Origin of the sequence: Rhodococcus sp. IEGM 1351, assembly GCF_030056875.1 — a bacterium.
Classification (GTDB): Bacteria; Actinomycetota; Actinomycetes; order Mycobacteriales; family Mycobacteriaceae; genus Rhodococcus_F; species Rhodococcus_F opacus.
In genome coordinates, this window is the sequence record NZ_JASHKU010000020.1 from 145,593 (window position 1) to 160,794 (window position 15,202).

Genomic DNA, 15,202 nt, shown 5'->3' on the forward strand with positions numbered 1-15,202 from the left:
TACTCCGCACCGGCGGAACCAACGACCGCACACTGTCGTCCCCTCGACGTCGTCGGGAGGCGAAAAGGATTGAAGGTTCAGTCGATGATCTCGACCACACCCGCCCGCACCAGCACCGCGTACAGCTCCCGCAACGGCGGCGTGAACATCCGCGCCACCAAGGAAGCCACCGGATCCGTCCCCGAATCAACCACAGGATTCGCCACACGGCCACCCTGTGGACCCGAAACCGACCCGAGGTGAATCGCAGACTATCCCGAGGCAGGCAATGGCAGACGAATCGCCTTTCCCGCCCCCGATACTAGCCCGGCCGAACTCGCCAGCGCCCCACCAAGCAGCAACGGACCGCGCACCAGCGCGCTCACCGACCCGCCCCCGGTCGGTCGACAATCACATCTCGCACCTCGATGAGCCTCATCACCTGCCGAAGTTCGGCTTGCCAAATTATATACGTCAATGTCCGGAACATGAATGGCCGACGGGGCCCACGGACAACGCTCCACCCCGGACCCGGTGACGAACACCGCCAAACTCGTCATCGGCACGGCTCAACTGGCGCAACCTCTCCTCCAGGACCGAGGCATCATGCGCCACGCCAGGCGAGAAACTGCGCCAACGCCGCGCCGCCTATGTGAGAAACGCGCCAGATCGGGCCCCCCCGAGAACCGACACGACGACAGTAGGCCCCGGGAGTACGCGTCGGACGCTGACAGGGTCCGGGCCTGGCGGGCACGGCAGAAGCAGGAGACCGCCTCGGCCGCGGCGGAGGCTGAACTGTCCACCGACCCCTCGGAGGCCGCCGGCCGCGTTGGCGCAGGTCCTGCCGTTGTTACGGCAGGAAGTCGGCGGCGCGTTGGAAAGGCTGTCTGCGGTCGCCGACCGGTGCGGTCGACCTGCTCGGGGATCCGGCAGCGATCGACGCCCATCTACGCCGCGCGCAGGTCGCGGGCCCTTGCGACGACCTTCTTCCGATGTCAACGTGCACTCGAAGTTTTGGTTTGGCGATTGGCTGGGATGCCCTGCCACACGCTTACCTGCGAGCTAGCGGGCAGCGATGGGATCTGCTCGTAGTCCGGGTCCCGGCGGCAGTTCCAGGTCGGTGTCGGCAACAGTTGCGCCGCACTGCTCGCAGACCAGCTCGGCGTGCAGCTGACCGCCGCACGCACGGTGCCGGGTGAGCCGTGGTAAGCCGTCCGGTCCCGCCAGGTGCCGGTCGCCCCAATGCATGAGCCCGACCACCGGCGTGCAGAGTTCGAGGCCGACCGCGGTGAGCCGGTACTCGAAGCGAGGCGGCCGCTGCTGATACTCGCTGCGTTCGAGGACGCCCGCCTCGACCAACAGCTTGAGCCGGTTGGTGAGCACGTTGCGGGCGATGCCCAGGCTGTGCTGGAACTCGTCGAAGCGGCGCAGGCCGAGCATCGCGTCGCGGACTATGAGCAGTGTCCATCGCTCGCCGAGCACTTCGAGCGTGCGTGCGATCGAGCACACCTGGCCGTCGTACGTGCGGTTGAGCATCCGCTGATTCTACGCCGGTAGGGTTGCGTGACGAAACTCGGCAGTCATGAGGTTGGCGACCAGTTCGGGCTCGTCGACCTGGACGTAGTGCCCGGAGTTCTCGATCAGATGCAGGTTGTTGTTGGGGAACTGTCCGGCGAACCGCTTCGCCAACCGCGGATTGAGGAAGGGGTCGCTGACGCCGAAGATGATCCGTACGGGTCGGTGGAAGTGCTGCAGTTGGCGGGCTTTGAGCCGCCGGGAAGCGACCTGGCCGAGCATGCCGGAGGTGTGCCGCCAGAACGCCGGCCGTGAGGCGTGAAACTGCTCGAAGAGCCGCGGGACGAGTTCGGCGCGGGCGTCGCCGTCGCGGATGAATGAGCCCACCTGGTAGCGGAAGAGCCGCCGCTCGAGGTCCGGACGCATCGTCGACAGTTTACGGGCGATCACGTTGAGCCCCGGGGTCGAGTACAGCACGATGGCATGTGGCCGTCGAAGCCCGATCGTCCATTCGTAGTAGGTGTTGAGCAGCACGAGCTCCTCGACCCGGTCGGGATTCCGTAGTGCCCAGTCGATGGCCGGCGGACCGGATGCGTCGTGTGCGACCAGGACCACTCGCTCGTCCGGCAAGTTTTTCACCACCGCGTCGATGTCGCCCACCTGGTTGGTCGCGGTGTACGGGTAACCGGCCGGTTTGTCCGACTCGCCCCACCCGAGGAAGTCGAACCGCACCACGCGCCGGCGACCGACAAGGTGCGGCATGAGGCGGTCGTAGAGATGCATGCTGTCGGGAAAGCCGTGCATGAGCACCAGTGGTGCTCCTGGCCCGTCCGTAACCTCGGCGTGTATCCGGTGCTGTCCTCGCCGGACTGACAGCGGTACTGAGGGTGGTTTGGTCTTGGTATCCATCGGGGTCTGCTCCACATCGAGGTGAGTTGTTTCACGCAACGCGGTGACAGTAACATGAGTCTCATGAAGAAACTAACCCTTGTAATTTCGCCGAGAGAAGTGGATGATGCGCTACCTGGTAGACCCGTCCGGTTGGTTTGACGGGTAACGGCGGCCGGGTCATCGAGCCCTTCGCGATAGCGGTCCACGGCGCGGATGTGCGAAGGACGCACTCCTGCCCCTGATTCTGGGTGCATCGTGGTCGCGGTGTCGACGCGGGATGCCGAGTCGCTGCGTTCTATCTGCGCGACAACTCCGATGGTCATCACGTGATCGCCGGTTTCGATGCGGCGTGCGGGTTCCACCGGACCCCTCGTCGAGACGAACTCCTCCTGCGGAGCGACGGGTGTGATGTCGGTGAGGTCGAGGGTTTCGGACGACGAGTTTTCGAGGTTTCGCCAGATTCCGTGGCGTCCCACACGGTCGCGAGTTCTTCTGAGCTGCAATCAAATGCGGACTGAAGGTTGCGGAGCAGGTGGCATCCGGCCGTCATCGCGCTGGCCCAGAGCGGGGCTGGTTGCCTCATGCCGCCAGTGGTAGGTTGCATCAAAAAACCGATCGGTTTACGGTGGGTCGAAACCGATCGGTTTTCAGTGAGAGTCAGGGACTCTACGCGGCACCGCAGACCAGTCAGAGGAGACATATCAATGTCAGAGCGCAATCCCATCCTGATCACCGGAGCCGCCGGCGAAGTCGGTGGCGTGAGCAGAACGATGGTCGAGATGATGCTCGAGCAGGGGTACCCGGTGCGCGCGTTCGTGCGACGGGACGACGAACGCGCGCACTCGCTGCGCCAGGCCGGGGCTGACATCTTCGTCGGCGACCTACTCAACGTCGCCGACGTGACAGCTGCCCTGAAGGGCTGCCGGCGAATCTATTTCAGCATGAGCCTGTCGCCGTACTACACCGATGCCGTCACACTGATGGCTGCGGCGGCGCGGGCCCAGGGCGACATCGAGGTCTTCGTCAACATCTCCGAGTTCGAGCAGGGTTTCATGACGTTCGAGAAGATGACCGTACCGAGCGAGGAACGGCGTTCGTGGCTCGGTGGACTTGTGACGGACTGGTCACCGCAGCATCGGGCCCACTGGATCGCCGAGCAGGTGCTGGACTGGTCCGGTGTCCCGACCGTCAACGTGCGGGCGACCATCTTCGTCGAGAATCCGATCCTGACCTGGTTGACACTGGGTCCGCTGAGCAACGGTGAACTGCGGCTCCCCTTCGGTCTTCAGCGGATCGCGCCCGTCGCCGGGTATGACGTGGCGGAGGTGTGCGTGCGAATCCTCGTCGACCCTGCGGCGCATGTCTCGAAGTCCTATGAACTCACCGGACCGGAGCTGAAGGACATGCACGGTTTTGCGGAGGACTACGCAGCTGTGCTGAGACGCCAGATCTCCTATATCCCTGAGGAAGTGGACGCCTGGAACGAAACCTTCGTCGCCAGTGCCTTGACCGAATATCCGCATGTTGCCGAGCACCTGAAGACCCTGACCAAGCTGATAGCCGGTGGACGTTACGACGTCGTCACCGATCAGCTGGAAACCCTGCTCGGGCGTCGGCCGAAGACCGTGCGGTGGGCGCTGGAGAACAATCCTCGCCTGCAGAAAGTGGCGGCTGACTGAGCTCGTTGTAGCGACCGCCAGCACACTTCTCGATGCCGCTGGTGTCGAATCATTCCTCACGGGACGAGCAGATTGCCCAACGCGTGATCGCCGCGGCCGGCGGTCTCCCACGACAAGCGTCTGCGCGGAGTCCGACCTCCGACGGCTCGGTGGTGGCCGGACCGCATGCCGTAATTGGGTCGACCCGCATGACGGATGGATGCAGAGCCTTACCAGGCCACCGTCCCAGGTGTCATGGGTGGATCACACGACTCCTGCATCGGATTGAACAAGTTGCGGAGCAGACGGGTTCTTGTCGTCGTCGGATGTTGGTGGTGCTCCGGTCCTCCACGCGGAAGACCCATCCGCTTCGCTGTGCCCCTCGTGCGGCGCCTGTAACGTTGTGACCCGCAGTGCCTTGACGGCACACCCCTCCCCGCACCACCCACTGCAACTATGGACGGCCCGTCGGCCTCAATTTCGCGAGAGGATCAATCTACATGTCAGGCAGTAAGCAATCGGCGGCGCAGCATCCGCTGGAACGCATCGATCTGGGAGAGGTGCCCTACATCGAGGCCGTCGGGGCGATGCGGGAATGGGTGCAGGACCGTCGTGCGGGCAAGATCTGTGACCGACTTGTATTTTTGAACGCCCAAGCAGGAGTTGCCACGAGCCGACTCTCCAATCCCGCTGGTGGAAGTCGACCGCGGCGGACAGGCGACGTACCACGGTCCCGGTCAGCTGATGGGTTATCTGGTGATGAGGCTGAAGAAGAACGGTGGTCCGGGTGATATTGTGCGCTGGACGGAGCAGGGGCTTATTCGCGCCCTGGATTCACTCGGGTTCGAATCCGTGCGGCACGACACTCCGGCAGGGGCTCAGAGCCTGGTCGGGGTGTGGACGCCGCGGCACGAAAAGCTCGCATCGATCGGAATGCGAATCCGTGACCGTGTAACAAGTCACGGATTCGCGCTCAACATCTCCCCGGATCTTGACGAATTCACCAAGTTCACTGCATGCGGGCTGCCCGGGGTGACCATGACCTCACTCGCCGAGATCGCTGCAGAACAGGGCAGATCGGCGCCGCGGGAACACATCGTGCGAGATGCCATTGCAACGGCGTTCGGGGCCACGTCGCATTCCGAGGTCGCCAACGGCTAATATGTTGTGGTAGAGGCGATTCGTCGAAGGCGTCAATGCCTCCAGCACCGGCAGCGACTCGGTCGCCAGCATTGATGCGACGCCCCGCTACCCGACATTCGACTCGGGCTGTTCAGCCGACGGTCACGATGTGCGCGAAGGTGCAGTGGCCGTTCGGTCACATTGGGTGCGAGTGTACGGGTCAGATTGTTGGCGAGGGTGATGGACTGGGCTTTTGTCGAGGCATTCCTGCCATTCGGCCGCGGGCTCGGAGACGATGGTGATGCCGTCACCGACGCCAAGGACGACGGCGCCGGTAGGAGTGAATTCGTCGGTGCGAATGGCAACGTTGAGTCCGAGCCCGGCGAGGGGCTGACCATACCGACGGTGCCGCAGTAAGGCACTGTCGCGCTGACTGAAAGTGTAGCGGCGCAGCTAGTTTTGGAACTGCCGCTATGGAACGCTGTCGGATGTATTTCTTTCAGGCGGCAACGTCGGCATGAGCACAGCCTCGATGATCCGGCGTCTTCGATCTCCACGCGGCGGCCGATGCGGCGCAGCAGCGGTGCGATAAGCACCGCGGAGATCAAAGCGAGATCGAGGCCATGTTCGCCGACGCCCGTCGCCTGGTCGGCCAGACAGGTCCGTGCTGACAAGATAAGGGGGACAGGAGGAATGTGCTGCTTCTGCTGGGTTTGCTGATCACCGCATGTGCTGGCTGGTACCGAAGGTGGTAGGCCGACCGGTGAGGATATCGCCCATGCCCGCTCCGGGCGTGGCGCGGGTGACGGCATCGGGCTCGCAGGGGCGGCTTCCGGCAGAGGTGACCTACCCCGCCGTCGACCGGTACGACGATCCGGTGCACGATTCGCGTGAGAGTAGTGGACGCCAGCTGCAACGAACGATCTGCACTCAGGTGATGATTACTGGGATGGTCGCGCAGACTGACCGTAGTGACGCGGCATTGCGCGTCGACAACGCGACCACGAATGCGCCCTGAATCAGGGCGAGGAGTGCGTCGGCCAGTTCGTTGGGAGACCGGTCGACGCGAACGTCTCCTTCGGCTTGGCCTGTGGTGAGGATGTCGGACAATGCGGAGTGCCAGTTTCGAAGGTCCTCGTCGAGGTGGTGCCGAAAGGTTTCGGAGGTGGCGGCTACTTCGGTGGAGAATTTTCCGACCAAGCATGCCCGTTGAAACCCGGAGGCGATGAAACCATCAGCCATTGCGTCGAAATAGCCGGTCAGTTTCTCCACCGTGCCGAGTCCGGGGCGAGCTGCCCAGGAGGCGAGCAAGTCCATCTGGAAGTGACAGTATCGCTCCAGCACAGCTCGGCCGAACGCCTCTTTGGACCCGAAATGGTGGTAGAACGATCCCTTCGGCACGCCAGTCGCGTGGAGTAGGGCATCGACAGTGGTGCCACTGAAACCACTGGCATAAAACTGGCTCGTCCCCTGTCGGAGCAGTCGTTCTTTGTGCGGGAGGTCTTTGCGGTTACGCCGCTCGCCTTCAGATTTCCCACTGTCGCGCTTTTTCGTCGACTCCCGCATAGTGGCACCCACCTGTCCTGATCGAAAACACCTAGACCATCCAGTCTAGACAAAGATGGTCAGGTCCCCGCGGACGGTGTGAAAATCACGTTCCCGACCTTCCCGTACTGCGGAGAGCGCGGGGCTTGGGTTCGCGGCTATCCGGCGGGTCGAGAGCCGGATCGCCGCGAGACTCAGTGCGGCCGGTCGGCCACGTCTTGGTCCGGCTACGTGCCGATTACAGGGCAACCTCGAACAGGCCGGCACCACCCAGGCCGGTCGCGGCGCACATCGTCACGACGACGTACTTCGCGCCGCGCCGCTTGCCCTCGATCAGGGCGTGTCCCGCCATGCGGGCTCCGCTCATGCCGTAGGGATGGCCGATCGAAATGGCGCCACCGTTCACGTTGAGAAGTTCGTCGGGGATGCCCAGCTTGTCACGGCAGTAGACCGCCTGAACCGCGAAGGCCTCGTTGAGCTCCCACAGACCGATATCGTTGACGCTCAGGCCGAACCGATCCAACAACGCCGGTACCGCGTATACCGGCGCGATGCCCATCTCGTCGGGTTCGACGCCGACACTGGTGTAGCCACGGAAGTATCCGAGCGGCTCGATACCTTCTTTCTCCGCGGTATCGCGATTCATCACGATAACCGCCGACGCACCATCGGAGAGCTGGCTGGCGTTACCCGCTGTGACACACCCATCGGCACGCATCACCGGCTTCAGGGCCTGCAGGCCCTCCAATGTGGTGCTGGGCCGGTTGCCTTCATCGTGTGCGAGGGTGACCGTAGTGAACGATTCCTCGCCAGTTTCCTTGTTGACGACTCGCTTGACCGATTCCATCGGAACGATTTCGTCGTCCAGCAGACCGGCGGCCTGAGCGGCGGCTGTACGTTGCTGGCTCTGGAACGAAAACTCGTCCTGAGACTCCCGGCTCACGCCGTAGCGATCGTAGACCACCTCGGCCGTTTCGATCATGTGCATGTAGTAGTCGGGCTTGTTCTGCCTGATCCACGGCTCTTCGATCATGAACTCGTAGCCCGGGACCTGAATCTGGCTGATCGATTCGACGCCACCGGCGGCGACTACATCGAGCCCCTCCTGGAGCACCCGGTAGGAACCCGCGACAATCGCTTCCAACCCCGACGTGCAGAACTTGCTGACGGTGATTGCCGGTGTAGTGACGGGGATTCCGGCGCGGATGGCGACCTGACGCGCGATATCACCGCTCTGCACTCCCGTCGTGAGGGCGGCTCCCATCACGACGTCCTGGACGCGAGAGGGCTCGAGTCCGGCCTTCTTCAGCGCGTGCTCGACGGCGTGCCCGCCCAACGTCGCACTATGAGTATTGTTGAACGCGCCGCGATACGCCTTTCCGATGGGTGTACGCGCCGTCGAGACGATTGCTGCTTCTCTCATGATTCTTCTGTCCTTAGATGTTGATGTTGTCGGCCGGTGCGTTCCGACTCAGTTGCCGGTGTAGACGCCGGCCCGGCGCTCCAGGAACGACGCGACGCCTTCGGCGGCATCGCTGCTTCCGACGACCTCGGACCGCAGCTGAGGAACTGCCTTGAGTGCGGCCGTAGTTCCCTCAGCGGCTGCAATGCGGGACACGGCCAGCGAGTGATGCACTCCCATTGGCGCCGCTGCTGCGATCTCATTGGCCAACCCGAGGGCGCGATCGAAGAGTTCGGCCGCCGGAACGACCTCTTGCACCAAGCCGATCCGGAACGCTTCGGTCGAATCCAAGTGATTGCCGGTGAGCAGGTACCGCTGCGCATTGGCATAGCCGACACGCTCGGCCCATCGCGCCGCCCCACCGCCGAACGCAAAGACACCGCGCAGAACCTCTGGCTGGCCGAACAGCGTGCCCTCGGCGGCGACGATGAACTCACCAGCGAGAGCGAGCTCGAGCCCACCCGCGAAGCACATGCCATGAACAGCGGAAATCAACGGCTTCGACAACCGAGAACCCTCCATTCCGAAGGGGTCGTACTCTCCTTCGTTGTAGACCAGCGCGCCGCTTTCGACGAGTTCCTTCAGCTGCGTCATATCCGCGCCGGCGCAGAAGACCCCGCCCTCGCCGTACAACACGGCACAGCGCAGATCGTCATCGCTGTCGTAACGCTTGTACGCGTCGGCCAGGGCCGAGAACATCTCTCCGGTCAACGCATTCTTCTTGTCGGGCCGATTCAGGCCGATCAACAGCACGTTTCCGCGTACCTCGGTGGTGACAGTGCTGGACTTCACGCCGGCTTCGATCGTCGATTCAGGCATTCTCTTCGCTCCTTCTGTTGGACTGAAATGCGGCCCACCCAGGGGCGAGCTGTTGTTGGCGGGACGAACGTCGCCGGTTCGGGTTTTCCGATATCGGCAACGCGGCTAACTGAAATAGAGATCGGCCATGACGCGGCCCGTCGGCTCTGCGCCGCCCGAGTGTTGGGCCGACAGGCCTTTGTTTATCGCCGCCGGGGGAGCCGGCCACGAATCAATTGAGGAAATGTGCAATTGCAGCCTTGGCTTCTGTTGAATGGCAACGTTTTCGGAAAAACTCTGCTTCCTCGTCGATTACCTGGAGGACCTCGAGTCGGTCGCGATGGAGAAGGCGTTTGGTGATCCGCACCGATTCGGTGGGCAGTTCTTGAAGAGAGGTTGCGGTCTCGAGGGCAGCAGCGAGTGCGGTCCCGTCGGCGACTGCGCGGTTGATGAGACCGGCCTCTTCTGCCCGCTTCGAGGTGAATTTCTTCCCGAGCATCAGCAACTCGGTGGCCAGCTTGACACCGGCGATACGGGGCAACACAAGCGTTGTGGCGCCTTCAGGGGTCAGTCCTAGAGTGACAAACGGCAGCGAAAAGACGGTCGAATTGCCCGCGAAAGCTAAGTCGCAGTGCAGGAGCATGCTCGCCCCGATGCCGACCGCAAATCCTTCGACTGCCGCGACAATCGGTTTCTCTGTCGCGACCAAGGTACGCAGAAGATCGAATGCAGCCATCGAATCGGGCTGATCCCGAAAATCGACAAGATCATTGCCGGCGGTGAAAACGCCACCACTACCCGTAATGACGATGACGCGTACTTCGTGGTCGCGGTCGGCCTCCACAATGCCCTCGGCCAGTGCAACATAGGTTTCGATGTCGAAGGCGTTGCGTTTGGCTGGTCTGTCGATTGTCAACAGGCGAATGCCGGGATTAACCGTATCGGTAATGAGGGACATCTTGTTCCTTCGAGGTTTGGTGCGCAAATATGGTGCGGCTGGCGGTGGACCTACACATTTGCCGAAACTGCGGCCGCGCGGCCGATGGAGTGCACTGAGCCGGTGTCGATGGCCACGCGTTCGGCATTCGAAGTGCGCCCGCGCGGGGGACGGTGCACTGCAATCCCCGCCCGACCGAATGCGCTTTAGACTAGGACGTCTAGACCAGACCGTCAAGAGCGCGGGGTGAAAATGCGTCGTTTCGATGGGGTATCGAACGAGTGGCCTAACCGATTACAGTCATGTCAATGGAAGAAAAACCCGGAGAAGGCTCAGCAATGACGTGGTCTGCCTGCGCGCGGTACGAGATCGCGCCGGCACCGGCCGGGTTGGCGCTGGTGCACGACTTCGTCAACACGATCTCGACCGGACGCCCGCGAGAAATCGACCTACTCGGCAGTCTTTCTGACGCACAGGCCTGGCTCGATCGAGCGCTGGCGATCTGGGCGGCGCGATCAGGGCAGTCGGCTGCGCCGGTCCGTCTCGACGCCCATGACCTGGAGGAACTCGTCGGGCTGCGCTCCGAATTGCTGCGGCTACTCGAGCCGTGCGTTGGCGGCGGTGGGCACGACGCACCGGTAGTTCATGTCGCGGCGGCGGCCTTACGGCTCGATCGCGGTGGACACGCGGTTCTCGAGCCCCGCGGCCAAGGGTGGCGGTACTTCGCCGCTGTGGTCGTGCTCGAGGTCTTCCAGGCCCAACAGGCGGGCGCGTGGCGCCGACTCAAGATCTGCCGAAATGCGCGCTGCGGGGTGGCTTTCTACGATTCCTCGCGCAATAACAGTGCGGTGTGGCATTCCGCCAAGCTGTGCGGAAACCCGGAAAACCTGCGTGCGCACAGGGCCCGTCAGCGGGCCCGAACCTCCGAATCGTAATGCACGCCGAGACAGCGAGTGTGCATAGTCGCTCGTGAGGTGGGGCGATGAAATGGTGCCATGGTGTGAAATGACCAAAACTGATACGGTCATTTCCGCATGCCTAGCCGGCATCTTCGGATTCTCAGGAGGAAAGACGTGACCACAACCCCAGGTGTCGTGCGGACAGCGCAGGTTCTCGGGCGCCCCTTCAGTGTTGGTGACCTGGTAGTACCCAACCGCATCGTCATGGCGCCGCTGACGCGGTACTTCTCGCCGGGCGGAGTCCCCGGCGATGACGTGGCCCAGTATTACGCGCGTCGCGCTGCCGCGGAGGTCGGCCTGATCATCACCGAGGGGACGTTGGTGCAGCACGCCTCATCAGGCACCAGCGAGCGGGTCCCACGCTTCTGGGGCGGCGAAGCCCTCGCCGGTTGGCGGAATGTGGTGTCGGCTGTGCACCAGGCCGGAGGAAAGATAATTCCCCAACTTTGGCACGTGGGTTCTACTCGCACCGAAGGGGCTGGCCCTATCAGTACAGCGCCGCCCGTGGGTCCTTCCGGTTTGGCCCTCGATGGTGTGCCCCACGGAATTGCACTCAGTGCCGCTGATATCGATGACGTCATCGGAAGCTTCGCCACCGCGGCTGCGGCCGCCCAGGACCTAGGATTCGACGGTCTGGAACTGCACGGTGCCCACGGCTACCTCGTTGACCAATTCCTTTGGGAACGGACCAATCGGCGTACCGATGCCTATGGCGGCGACCTCGCATCCAGGGTGCGGTTCGCCGCCGAGGTCGTCGAGGCCGTCCGGGCGGCAGTCACACCCGGTTTCCCAATTTTCTTCCGGCTGTCGCAGTGGAAGTCGGGACAGTTCGACGCGCGTATCGCCCACACGCCCACGGAACTGGAGGCAATCTTGGCGCCGCTGGCCGACGCCGGTGTCGATGTTTTCCACGCTTCTACTCGCCGCTACTGGCTTCCGGAGTTCGAAGGCAGCGACCTGAATCTCGCCGGCTGGGCCAAGAAGCTCACGGGTAAAGCATCAGTTACGGTCGGTTCCGTCGGTCTGGACAAGGAGTTCGCCGGGCCTGATGGCAGGCCAACGAAGTCTGCGGTCGCGGACATCGCTGAACTACTCGACCGTGCTGAACGCGATGAATTCGACCTCGTTGCAGTCGGCCGCGCGCTGATCGCCGACCCCGAGTGGGCTCGCAAAGCGTTCGCGGGTCGCCTGAACGATGCCGATCCTTACGACGCGGCGCTCCTCGAGTCTCTCTACTGACTTCCGCGTGAAGGTGACTCTCGATCCAGGCCTGCACCGCAAGCCTTCTCGACACGACAAGGTTTGCATGATCGACGTCCGAGTTGGCGGTATCACTCTCTCGCGCAGCATGAATCAACGAGACGCCGGCCACATTGCCGACGTGCTTACACCGAAATAATAAACGGTTCTTCGACGGCCGGATCCGGGCAAGTTCGCCTGGACCGGCCGTTGTGCGCGTTATTGGCATACCTCGTCGGCGCGGTTCTCGGGCGTAGAAATACCGTCACCCGTCGCCCTGGTCCTATTGACGGGGACGTGGCGTTCGTAATCTTGGTTGTGGCTTAGACCACACCGATGGCCAGGCTGCCAGCTTCGAAGGACAGGGAGAACGACATGCCGATGTGGAAGATTTACGTGCCCGAAGGTGCGTACAGCAAGGAACAGAAGAAGGCGTTCACGGACGCGATCACCGACACCTACGTGGACTTCGCGGGGCTGCCGCGGTTCTACGTCGTGGTCGTGTTTCACGACCAGCCGGTCGACTCCATCTGGATCGGCGGGGAACCGGCGAACGATTTCGTCCGCATCACGATCGATCACATTGCCCGCCGTATGCCGGAGTCGGACGACTTCCGGGATATGACCATGGCCGCTTTCGAGGACGCAATCGCACCCCACGTCAAGGACCGCGGTTTCCGCTGGGAGATCCATATCGATGAAACCCCGATCCAACTGTGGCGGACCAATGGGATCAAGCCTCCACCCGGAGATTCGGACGCAGAGCGGGAATGGGCGCGCCTGAACGCCGCCGTCGAGTGGGAGATGGTCTAGCGGCTGGAGCCGCATCGAGGGTGGGCGTCTGCGCAGATACCGCCGGACATTTCGACTACGCAACCGCGTCAACACATCCGAACCTTTCACTGAGAGTTCACAGGCAACGTTGTTGCCACCCGGTCGTGCCACGGCCGTCACGAGAGGAATCACAAGAATGTCCCCATCCCCCAGCGCCGAGGACCTGTACAAGTTCATCGGACTGACATTTGAACAAGCCAAAAGTGACCCGAAGCTCGTCGAGAAGCTTTCGAGCACCGAGGGGGTACTCAAGGTAGTCACCACCGAGCCCAACGGCGTCGTGATCATCGACATCCCGCGCATGACCGCCGTCCAGGGGAGCGCCGACGCTGAGTCGGACTGCACCCTCCGCATGACCGGTGAATTCGCGAACCGCTTCTGGCAGGGCGACCTGAATCTCCTCTTGTCCGTGACGTCGGGCGCGATCGGCATCGAGGGGAAGATGGGCACATTGGCCAAGGCCATTCCGGCAGCCAAGGAACTGTTCCCGACCTACATCAAGCTGCTGACGGACGCCGGCCGAGCGGACCTACTCGTTTAATGGTGCCGTTCGAACGATGGAACACGGCGTCGTGACGGACGATTCGGTCCCGACGCTCGACCTTCGCCAGGTCGAGCGTCGGGACCGGCGGGCAGCGTGGGAGCGAGCGATGGCGAGCCGGCTGGTGCCGATGGGCGTCCACCTCTCGGCCGACTCGGACGAGGACAACCACGGGATGTTCCGATCCCTCGACGTCAGCGATATCAAGGTGACCCAATGGGAGTGCCCCGAGCTGAAACTCGTCCGCACGAAGCGACTGGTCGAGACGACGGACACTGAGGCGCTGATGCTCCTCACCGCGTCGGCGGGCAGTCAAGTCTTCGAATTGGATTCGGGAACCGCGCGCATGGAAGCCGGGACCGCCCGCATTTCGACGACTCGAGTGGCGTACTCCTCCACTGTGTCGAGCGTGCTCCGGAAGCGGAGCGTGGTCATCCCGTTCGCTGCCCTCGCCCCTTATGACACCGGCGGCGCGATCCCCGACTGCCTGATGCTCGACCAATCTCGTCCGCTGGCGCGCCTGCTGATCAGCTTCGTGGACAGCATGAGCACACACATCACGTGCATGGACCCCGCCGAGGTCGACGCCGCGCGCGACGCGCTGCTCACGCTCGTGGCGGGGGTGATCCGCAGCAACACCCGCGCGGCGTACGACGGACCGGCCCTGCTCCCGGCCCTGCGATCACAGCTCGAATGGTGGATCAAGGAACACCTGCGCGGTGGCCCGATCCGCGTGGTCGACATGGCCAAGGCGTTCAATGTCTCGAGCCGCACAGTGCATCGCACCTTCTCCCTGACTGGAGACACCGTCAGATCGGTCGTTCGTACGCAAAGACTCGCCGGCGCACGCCGCGATGTAGTCGCCACCAATCTCCCGATCGGGTCCATTGCTCACCGTTGGGGATACTACGGCGCCAGCCATTTCGGTCGCGAGTTCAAAACTTTCTTGTCCATGTCGCCGAGCGACTATCGGTACAGTTTTGGGATCTCCCACGTCGACAAGCATTCCGAGATGGAAACGCTGAATCCGCGCTTTGCATCGACCATGAACGACTTGGCCAGCTAAATCAACTCTGCAAAGGCTCCCCGCATGACACAAGCAACCAAAGACCTGTACAAGTGTACATTTTACGCTGATGGTGATCCCAACGGCTTGGCATCGTTGACTGGAATACTACTCCAAGAGAATTTTGACAGTTTCCCGGGACGGCGCAAGACAGCCGGTAGAATTGCACGGCCGATTGCATTACGCGAAGGCGGATCCGGAACAGCATGCACAATTCTCTTCGGATCCGATAAGGCCTTGGTCCTGAACGATATAGCCGGGCTACCCAGTGTCACTGTGATCGACACGACGGGCGATCAGCTTATGGCCGTGTCCCAACTGAAGATGCGGGCGGGCGGACTGATCCCGACAGGCTTCTTCAGCAGGCAAGGTATGGCTGTAATCCGCGCAATCCTCCGCAAAGAGCTCATCGTCAAGGGATTGATCACACACCCGATTACGGTTCTCCGGTTCATTGCACTGATGTCGATCGCGTAAGCGGGTTCCAGTACGAGAGCTCCGAAAACCACGCGCACTGCGGTGATCGGGGAGCACATCTTCGCGAAATTCCTATTCGCCAATCTTTCCCGTGCGGTGGGCCAACCGGCGGCGGTTGGCCCTTAGAGCGTGTCTCATGTGGGGTGCCTCTCTGTTTGTCAAGCGGCCCTTGCGGAGTG

Annotated in this window: 16 protein-coding genes; 8 read left to right on the forward strand and 8 right to left on the reverse strand. The window is 62.6% G+C overall.

Features of this window, described 5'->3' with window-relative positions; translation table 11 throughout:
- Positions 1–77: 77 nt before the first annotated feature.
- The 3 genes from QM806_RS29725 to QM806_RS29735 form a co-directional block, all read right to left on the reverse strand.
- Positions 78–170, reverse strand: coding sequence for an Rv1535 domain-containing protein (locus QM806_RS29725; protein ID WP_265146145.1), 93 nt, complete (start codon positions 168–170; stop codon positions 78–80).
- A gap of 871 nt (positions 171–1,041) precedes the next feature.
- Positions 1,042–1,515 carry a winged helix-turn-helix transcriptional regulator gene (locus QM806_RS29730; RefSeq protein ID WP_133984341.1) on the reverse strand — a complete coding sequence of 158 codons (474 nt, stop codon included), beginning with the start codon at positions 1,513–1,515 and terminating at the stop codon, positions 1,042–1,044.
- A 9-nt stretch (positions 1,516–1,524) separates the two neighbouring features.
- Entirely contained in the window at positions 1,525–2,304 is a 780-nt protein-coding gene (locus QM806_RS29735; RefSeq protein WP_283293748.1) for an alpha/beta fold hydrolase, read from the reverse strand.
- 785 nt (positions 2,305–3,089) lie between these two features.
- Here QM806_RS29735 and QM806_RS29740 point away from each other — a divergent pair.
- Entirely contained in the window at positions 3,090–4,064 is a 975-nt protein-coding gene (locus tag QM806_RS29740; protein ID WP_005264908.1) for an NAD(P)H-binding protein, read from the forward strand.
- A 672-nt stretch (positions 4,065–4,736) separates the two neighbouring features.
- Positions 4,737–5,204, forward strand: coding sequence for a lipoyl(octanoyl) transferase LipB (lipB, locus tag QM806_RS29745; RefSeq protein ID WP_208328680.1), 468 nt, complete (start codon positions 4,737–4,739; stop codon positions 5,202–5,204).
- A 123-nt stretch (positions 5,205–5,327) separates the two neighbouring features.
- Here lipB and QM806_RS29750 read toward each other — a convergent pair whose 3' ends face one another.
- From QM806_RS29750 to QM806_RS29770, 5 genes are all read right to left on the reverse strand, one after another.
- Positions 5,328–5,618 (reverse strand): chorismate-binding protein, encoded by a 291-nt coding sequence (locus QM806_RS29750; RefSeq protein ID WP_488663935.1) that lies wholly within the window; start codon positions 5,616–5,618, stop codon positions 5,328–5,330.
- 477 nt (positions 5,619–6,095) lie between these two features.
- Complete coding sequence (locus QM806_RS29755; RefSeq protein ID WP_133984339.1) at positions 6,096–6,731, reverse strand: TetR/AcrR family transcriptional regulator; 636 nt, start codon at positions 6,729–6,731, stop codon at positions 6,096–6,098.
- 217 nt (positions 6,732–6,948) lie between these two features.
- Entirely contained in the window at positions 6,949–8,133 is a 1,185-nt protein-coding gene (locus QM806_RS29760) for an acetyl-CoA C-acyltransferase (RefSeq protein ID WP_120660772.1), read from the reverse strand.
- Between the two features lie 48 nt (positions 8,134–8,181).
- Positions 8,182–8,991 (reverse strand): crotonase/enoyl-CoA hydratase family protein, encoded by an 810-nt coding sequence (locus QM806_RS29765; RefSeq protein ID WP_005264912.1) that lies wholly within the window; start codon positions 8,989–8,991, stop codon positions 8,182–8,184.
- Positions 8,992–9,202: 211 nt separating this feature from the next.
- Positions 9,203–9,928 carry an enoyl-CoA hydratase/isomerase family protein gene (locus QM806_RS29770; protein ID WP_133984337.1) on the reverse strand — a complete coding sequence of 242 codons (726 nt, stop codon included), beginning with the start codon at positions 9,926–9,928 and terminating at the stop codon, positions 9,203–9,205.
- A gap of 317 nt (positions 9,929–10,245) precedes the next feature.
- On the opposite strand from QM806_RS29770, the gene QM806_RS29775 reads away from it, so the two are divergent.
- The 6 genes from QM806_RS29775 (at position 10,246) to QM806_RS29800 (ending at position 15,023) form a co-directional block, all read left to right on the forward strand.
- Complete coding sequence (locus tag QM806_RS29775; protein ID WP_133984335.1) at positions 10,246–10,842, forward strand: CGNR zinc finger domain-containing protein; 597 nt, start codon at positions 10,246–10,248, stop codon at positions 10,840–10,842.
- Positions 10,843–10,941: 99 nt separating this feature from the next.
- A complete protein-coding gene (locus QM806_RS29780) occupies positions 10,942–12,105 on the forward strand; it encodes an NADH:flavin oxidoreductase (protein WP_415651120.1) in 1,164 nt (387 codons plus the stop codon).
- A 375-nt stretch (positions 12,106–12,480) separates the two neighbouring features.
- Complete coding sequence (locus QM806_RS29785; protein WP_120660776.1) at positions 12,481–12,918, forward strand: tautomerase family protein; 438 nt, start codon at positions 12,481–12,483, stop codon at positions 12,916–12,918.
- Positions 12,919–13,075: 157 nt separating this feature from the next.
- Positions 13,076–13,480 carry an SCP2 sterol-binding domain-containing protein gene (locus QM806_RS29790; protein ID WP_005264917.1) on the forward strand — a complete coding sequence of 135 codons (405 nt, stop codon included), beginning with the start codon at positions 13,076–13,078 and terminating at the stop codon, positions 13,478–13,480.
- A 109-nt stretch (positions 13,481–13,589) separates the two neighbouring features.
- Positions 13,590–14,546, forward strand: coding sequence for an AraC family transcriptional regulator (locus QM806_RS29795; RefSeq protein ID WP_283293775.1), 957 nt, complete (start codon positions 13,590–13,592; stop codon positions 14,544–14,546).
- 24 nt (positions 14,547–14,570) lie between these two features.
- Positions 14,571–15,023: a hypothetical protein gene (locus QM806_RS29800; RefSeq protein ID WP_037207825.1), complete on the forward strand. Its 453-nt coding sequence runs from the start codon at positions 14,571–14,573 to the stop codon at positions 15,021–15,023.
- Positions 15,024–15,202 lie beyond the last annotated feature (179 nt).

Bases quoted from the DNA above. Each gene is read 5' to 3' on its own strand.
- QM806_RS29730 (WP_133984341.1), bottom strand. From the start codon at position 1,515: ATGCTCAACCGCACGTACGACGGCCAGGTGTGCTCGATCGCACGCACG.
- QM806_RS29740 (WP_005264908.1), top strand. From the start codon at position 3,090: ATGTCAGAGCGCAATCCCATCCTGATCACCGGAGCCGCCGGCGAAGTC.
- QM806_RS29755 (WP_133984339.1), bottom strand. From the start codon at position 6,731: ATGCGGGAGTCGACGAAAAAGCGCGACAGTGGGAAATCTGAAGGCGAG.
- QM806_RS29760 (WP_120660772.1), bottom strand. From the start codon at position 8,133: ATGAGAGAAGCAGCAATCGTCTCGACGGCGCGTACACCCATCGGAAAG.
- QM806_RS29765 (WP_005264912.1), bottom strand. From the start codon at position 8,991: ATGCCTGAATCGACGATCGAAGCCGGCGTGAAGTCCAGCACTGTCACC.
- QM806_RS29770 (WP_133984337.1), bottom strand. From the start codon at position 9,928: ATGTCCCTCATTACCGATACGGTTAATCCCGGCATTCGCCTGTTGACA.
- QM806_RS29775 (WP_133984335.1), top strand. From the start codon at position 10,246: ATGACGTGGTCTGCCTGCGCGCGGTACGAGATCGCGCCGGCACCGGCC.
- QM806_RS29780 (WP_415651120.1), top strand. From the start codon at position 10,942: ATGCCTAGCCGGCATCTTCGGATTCTCAGGAGGAAAGACGTGACCACA.
- QM806_RS29785 (WP_120660776.1), top strand. From the start codon at position 12,481: ATGCCGATGTGGAAGATTTACGTGCCCGAAGGTGCGTACAGCAAGGAA.
- QM806_RS29790 (WP_005264917.1), top strand. From the start codon at position 13,076: ATGTCCCCATCCCCCAGCGCCGAGGACCTGTACAAGTTCATCGGACTG.
- QM806_RS29795 (WP_283293775.1), top strand. From the start codon at position 13,590: ATGGCGAGCCGGCTGGTGCCGATGGGCGTCCACCTCTCGGCCGACTCG.
- QM806_RS29800 (WP_037207825.1), top strand. From the start codon at position 14,571: ATGACACAAGCAACCAAAGACCTGTACAAGTGTACATTTTACGCTGAT.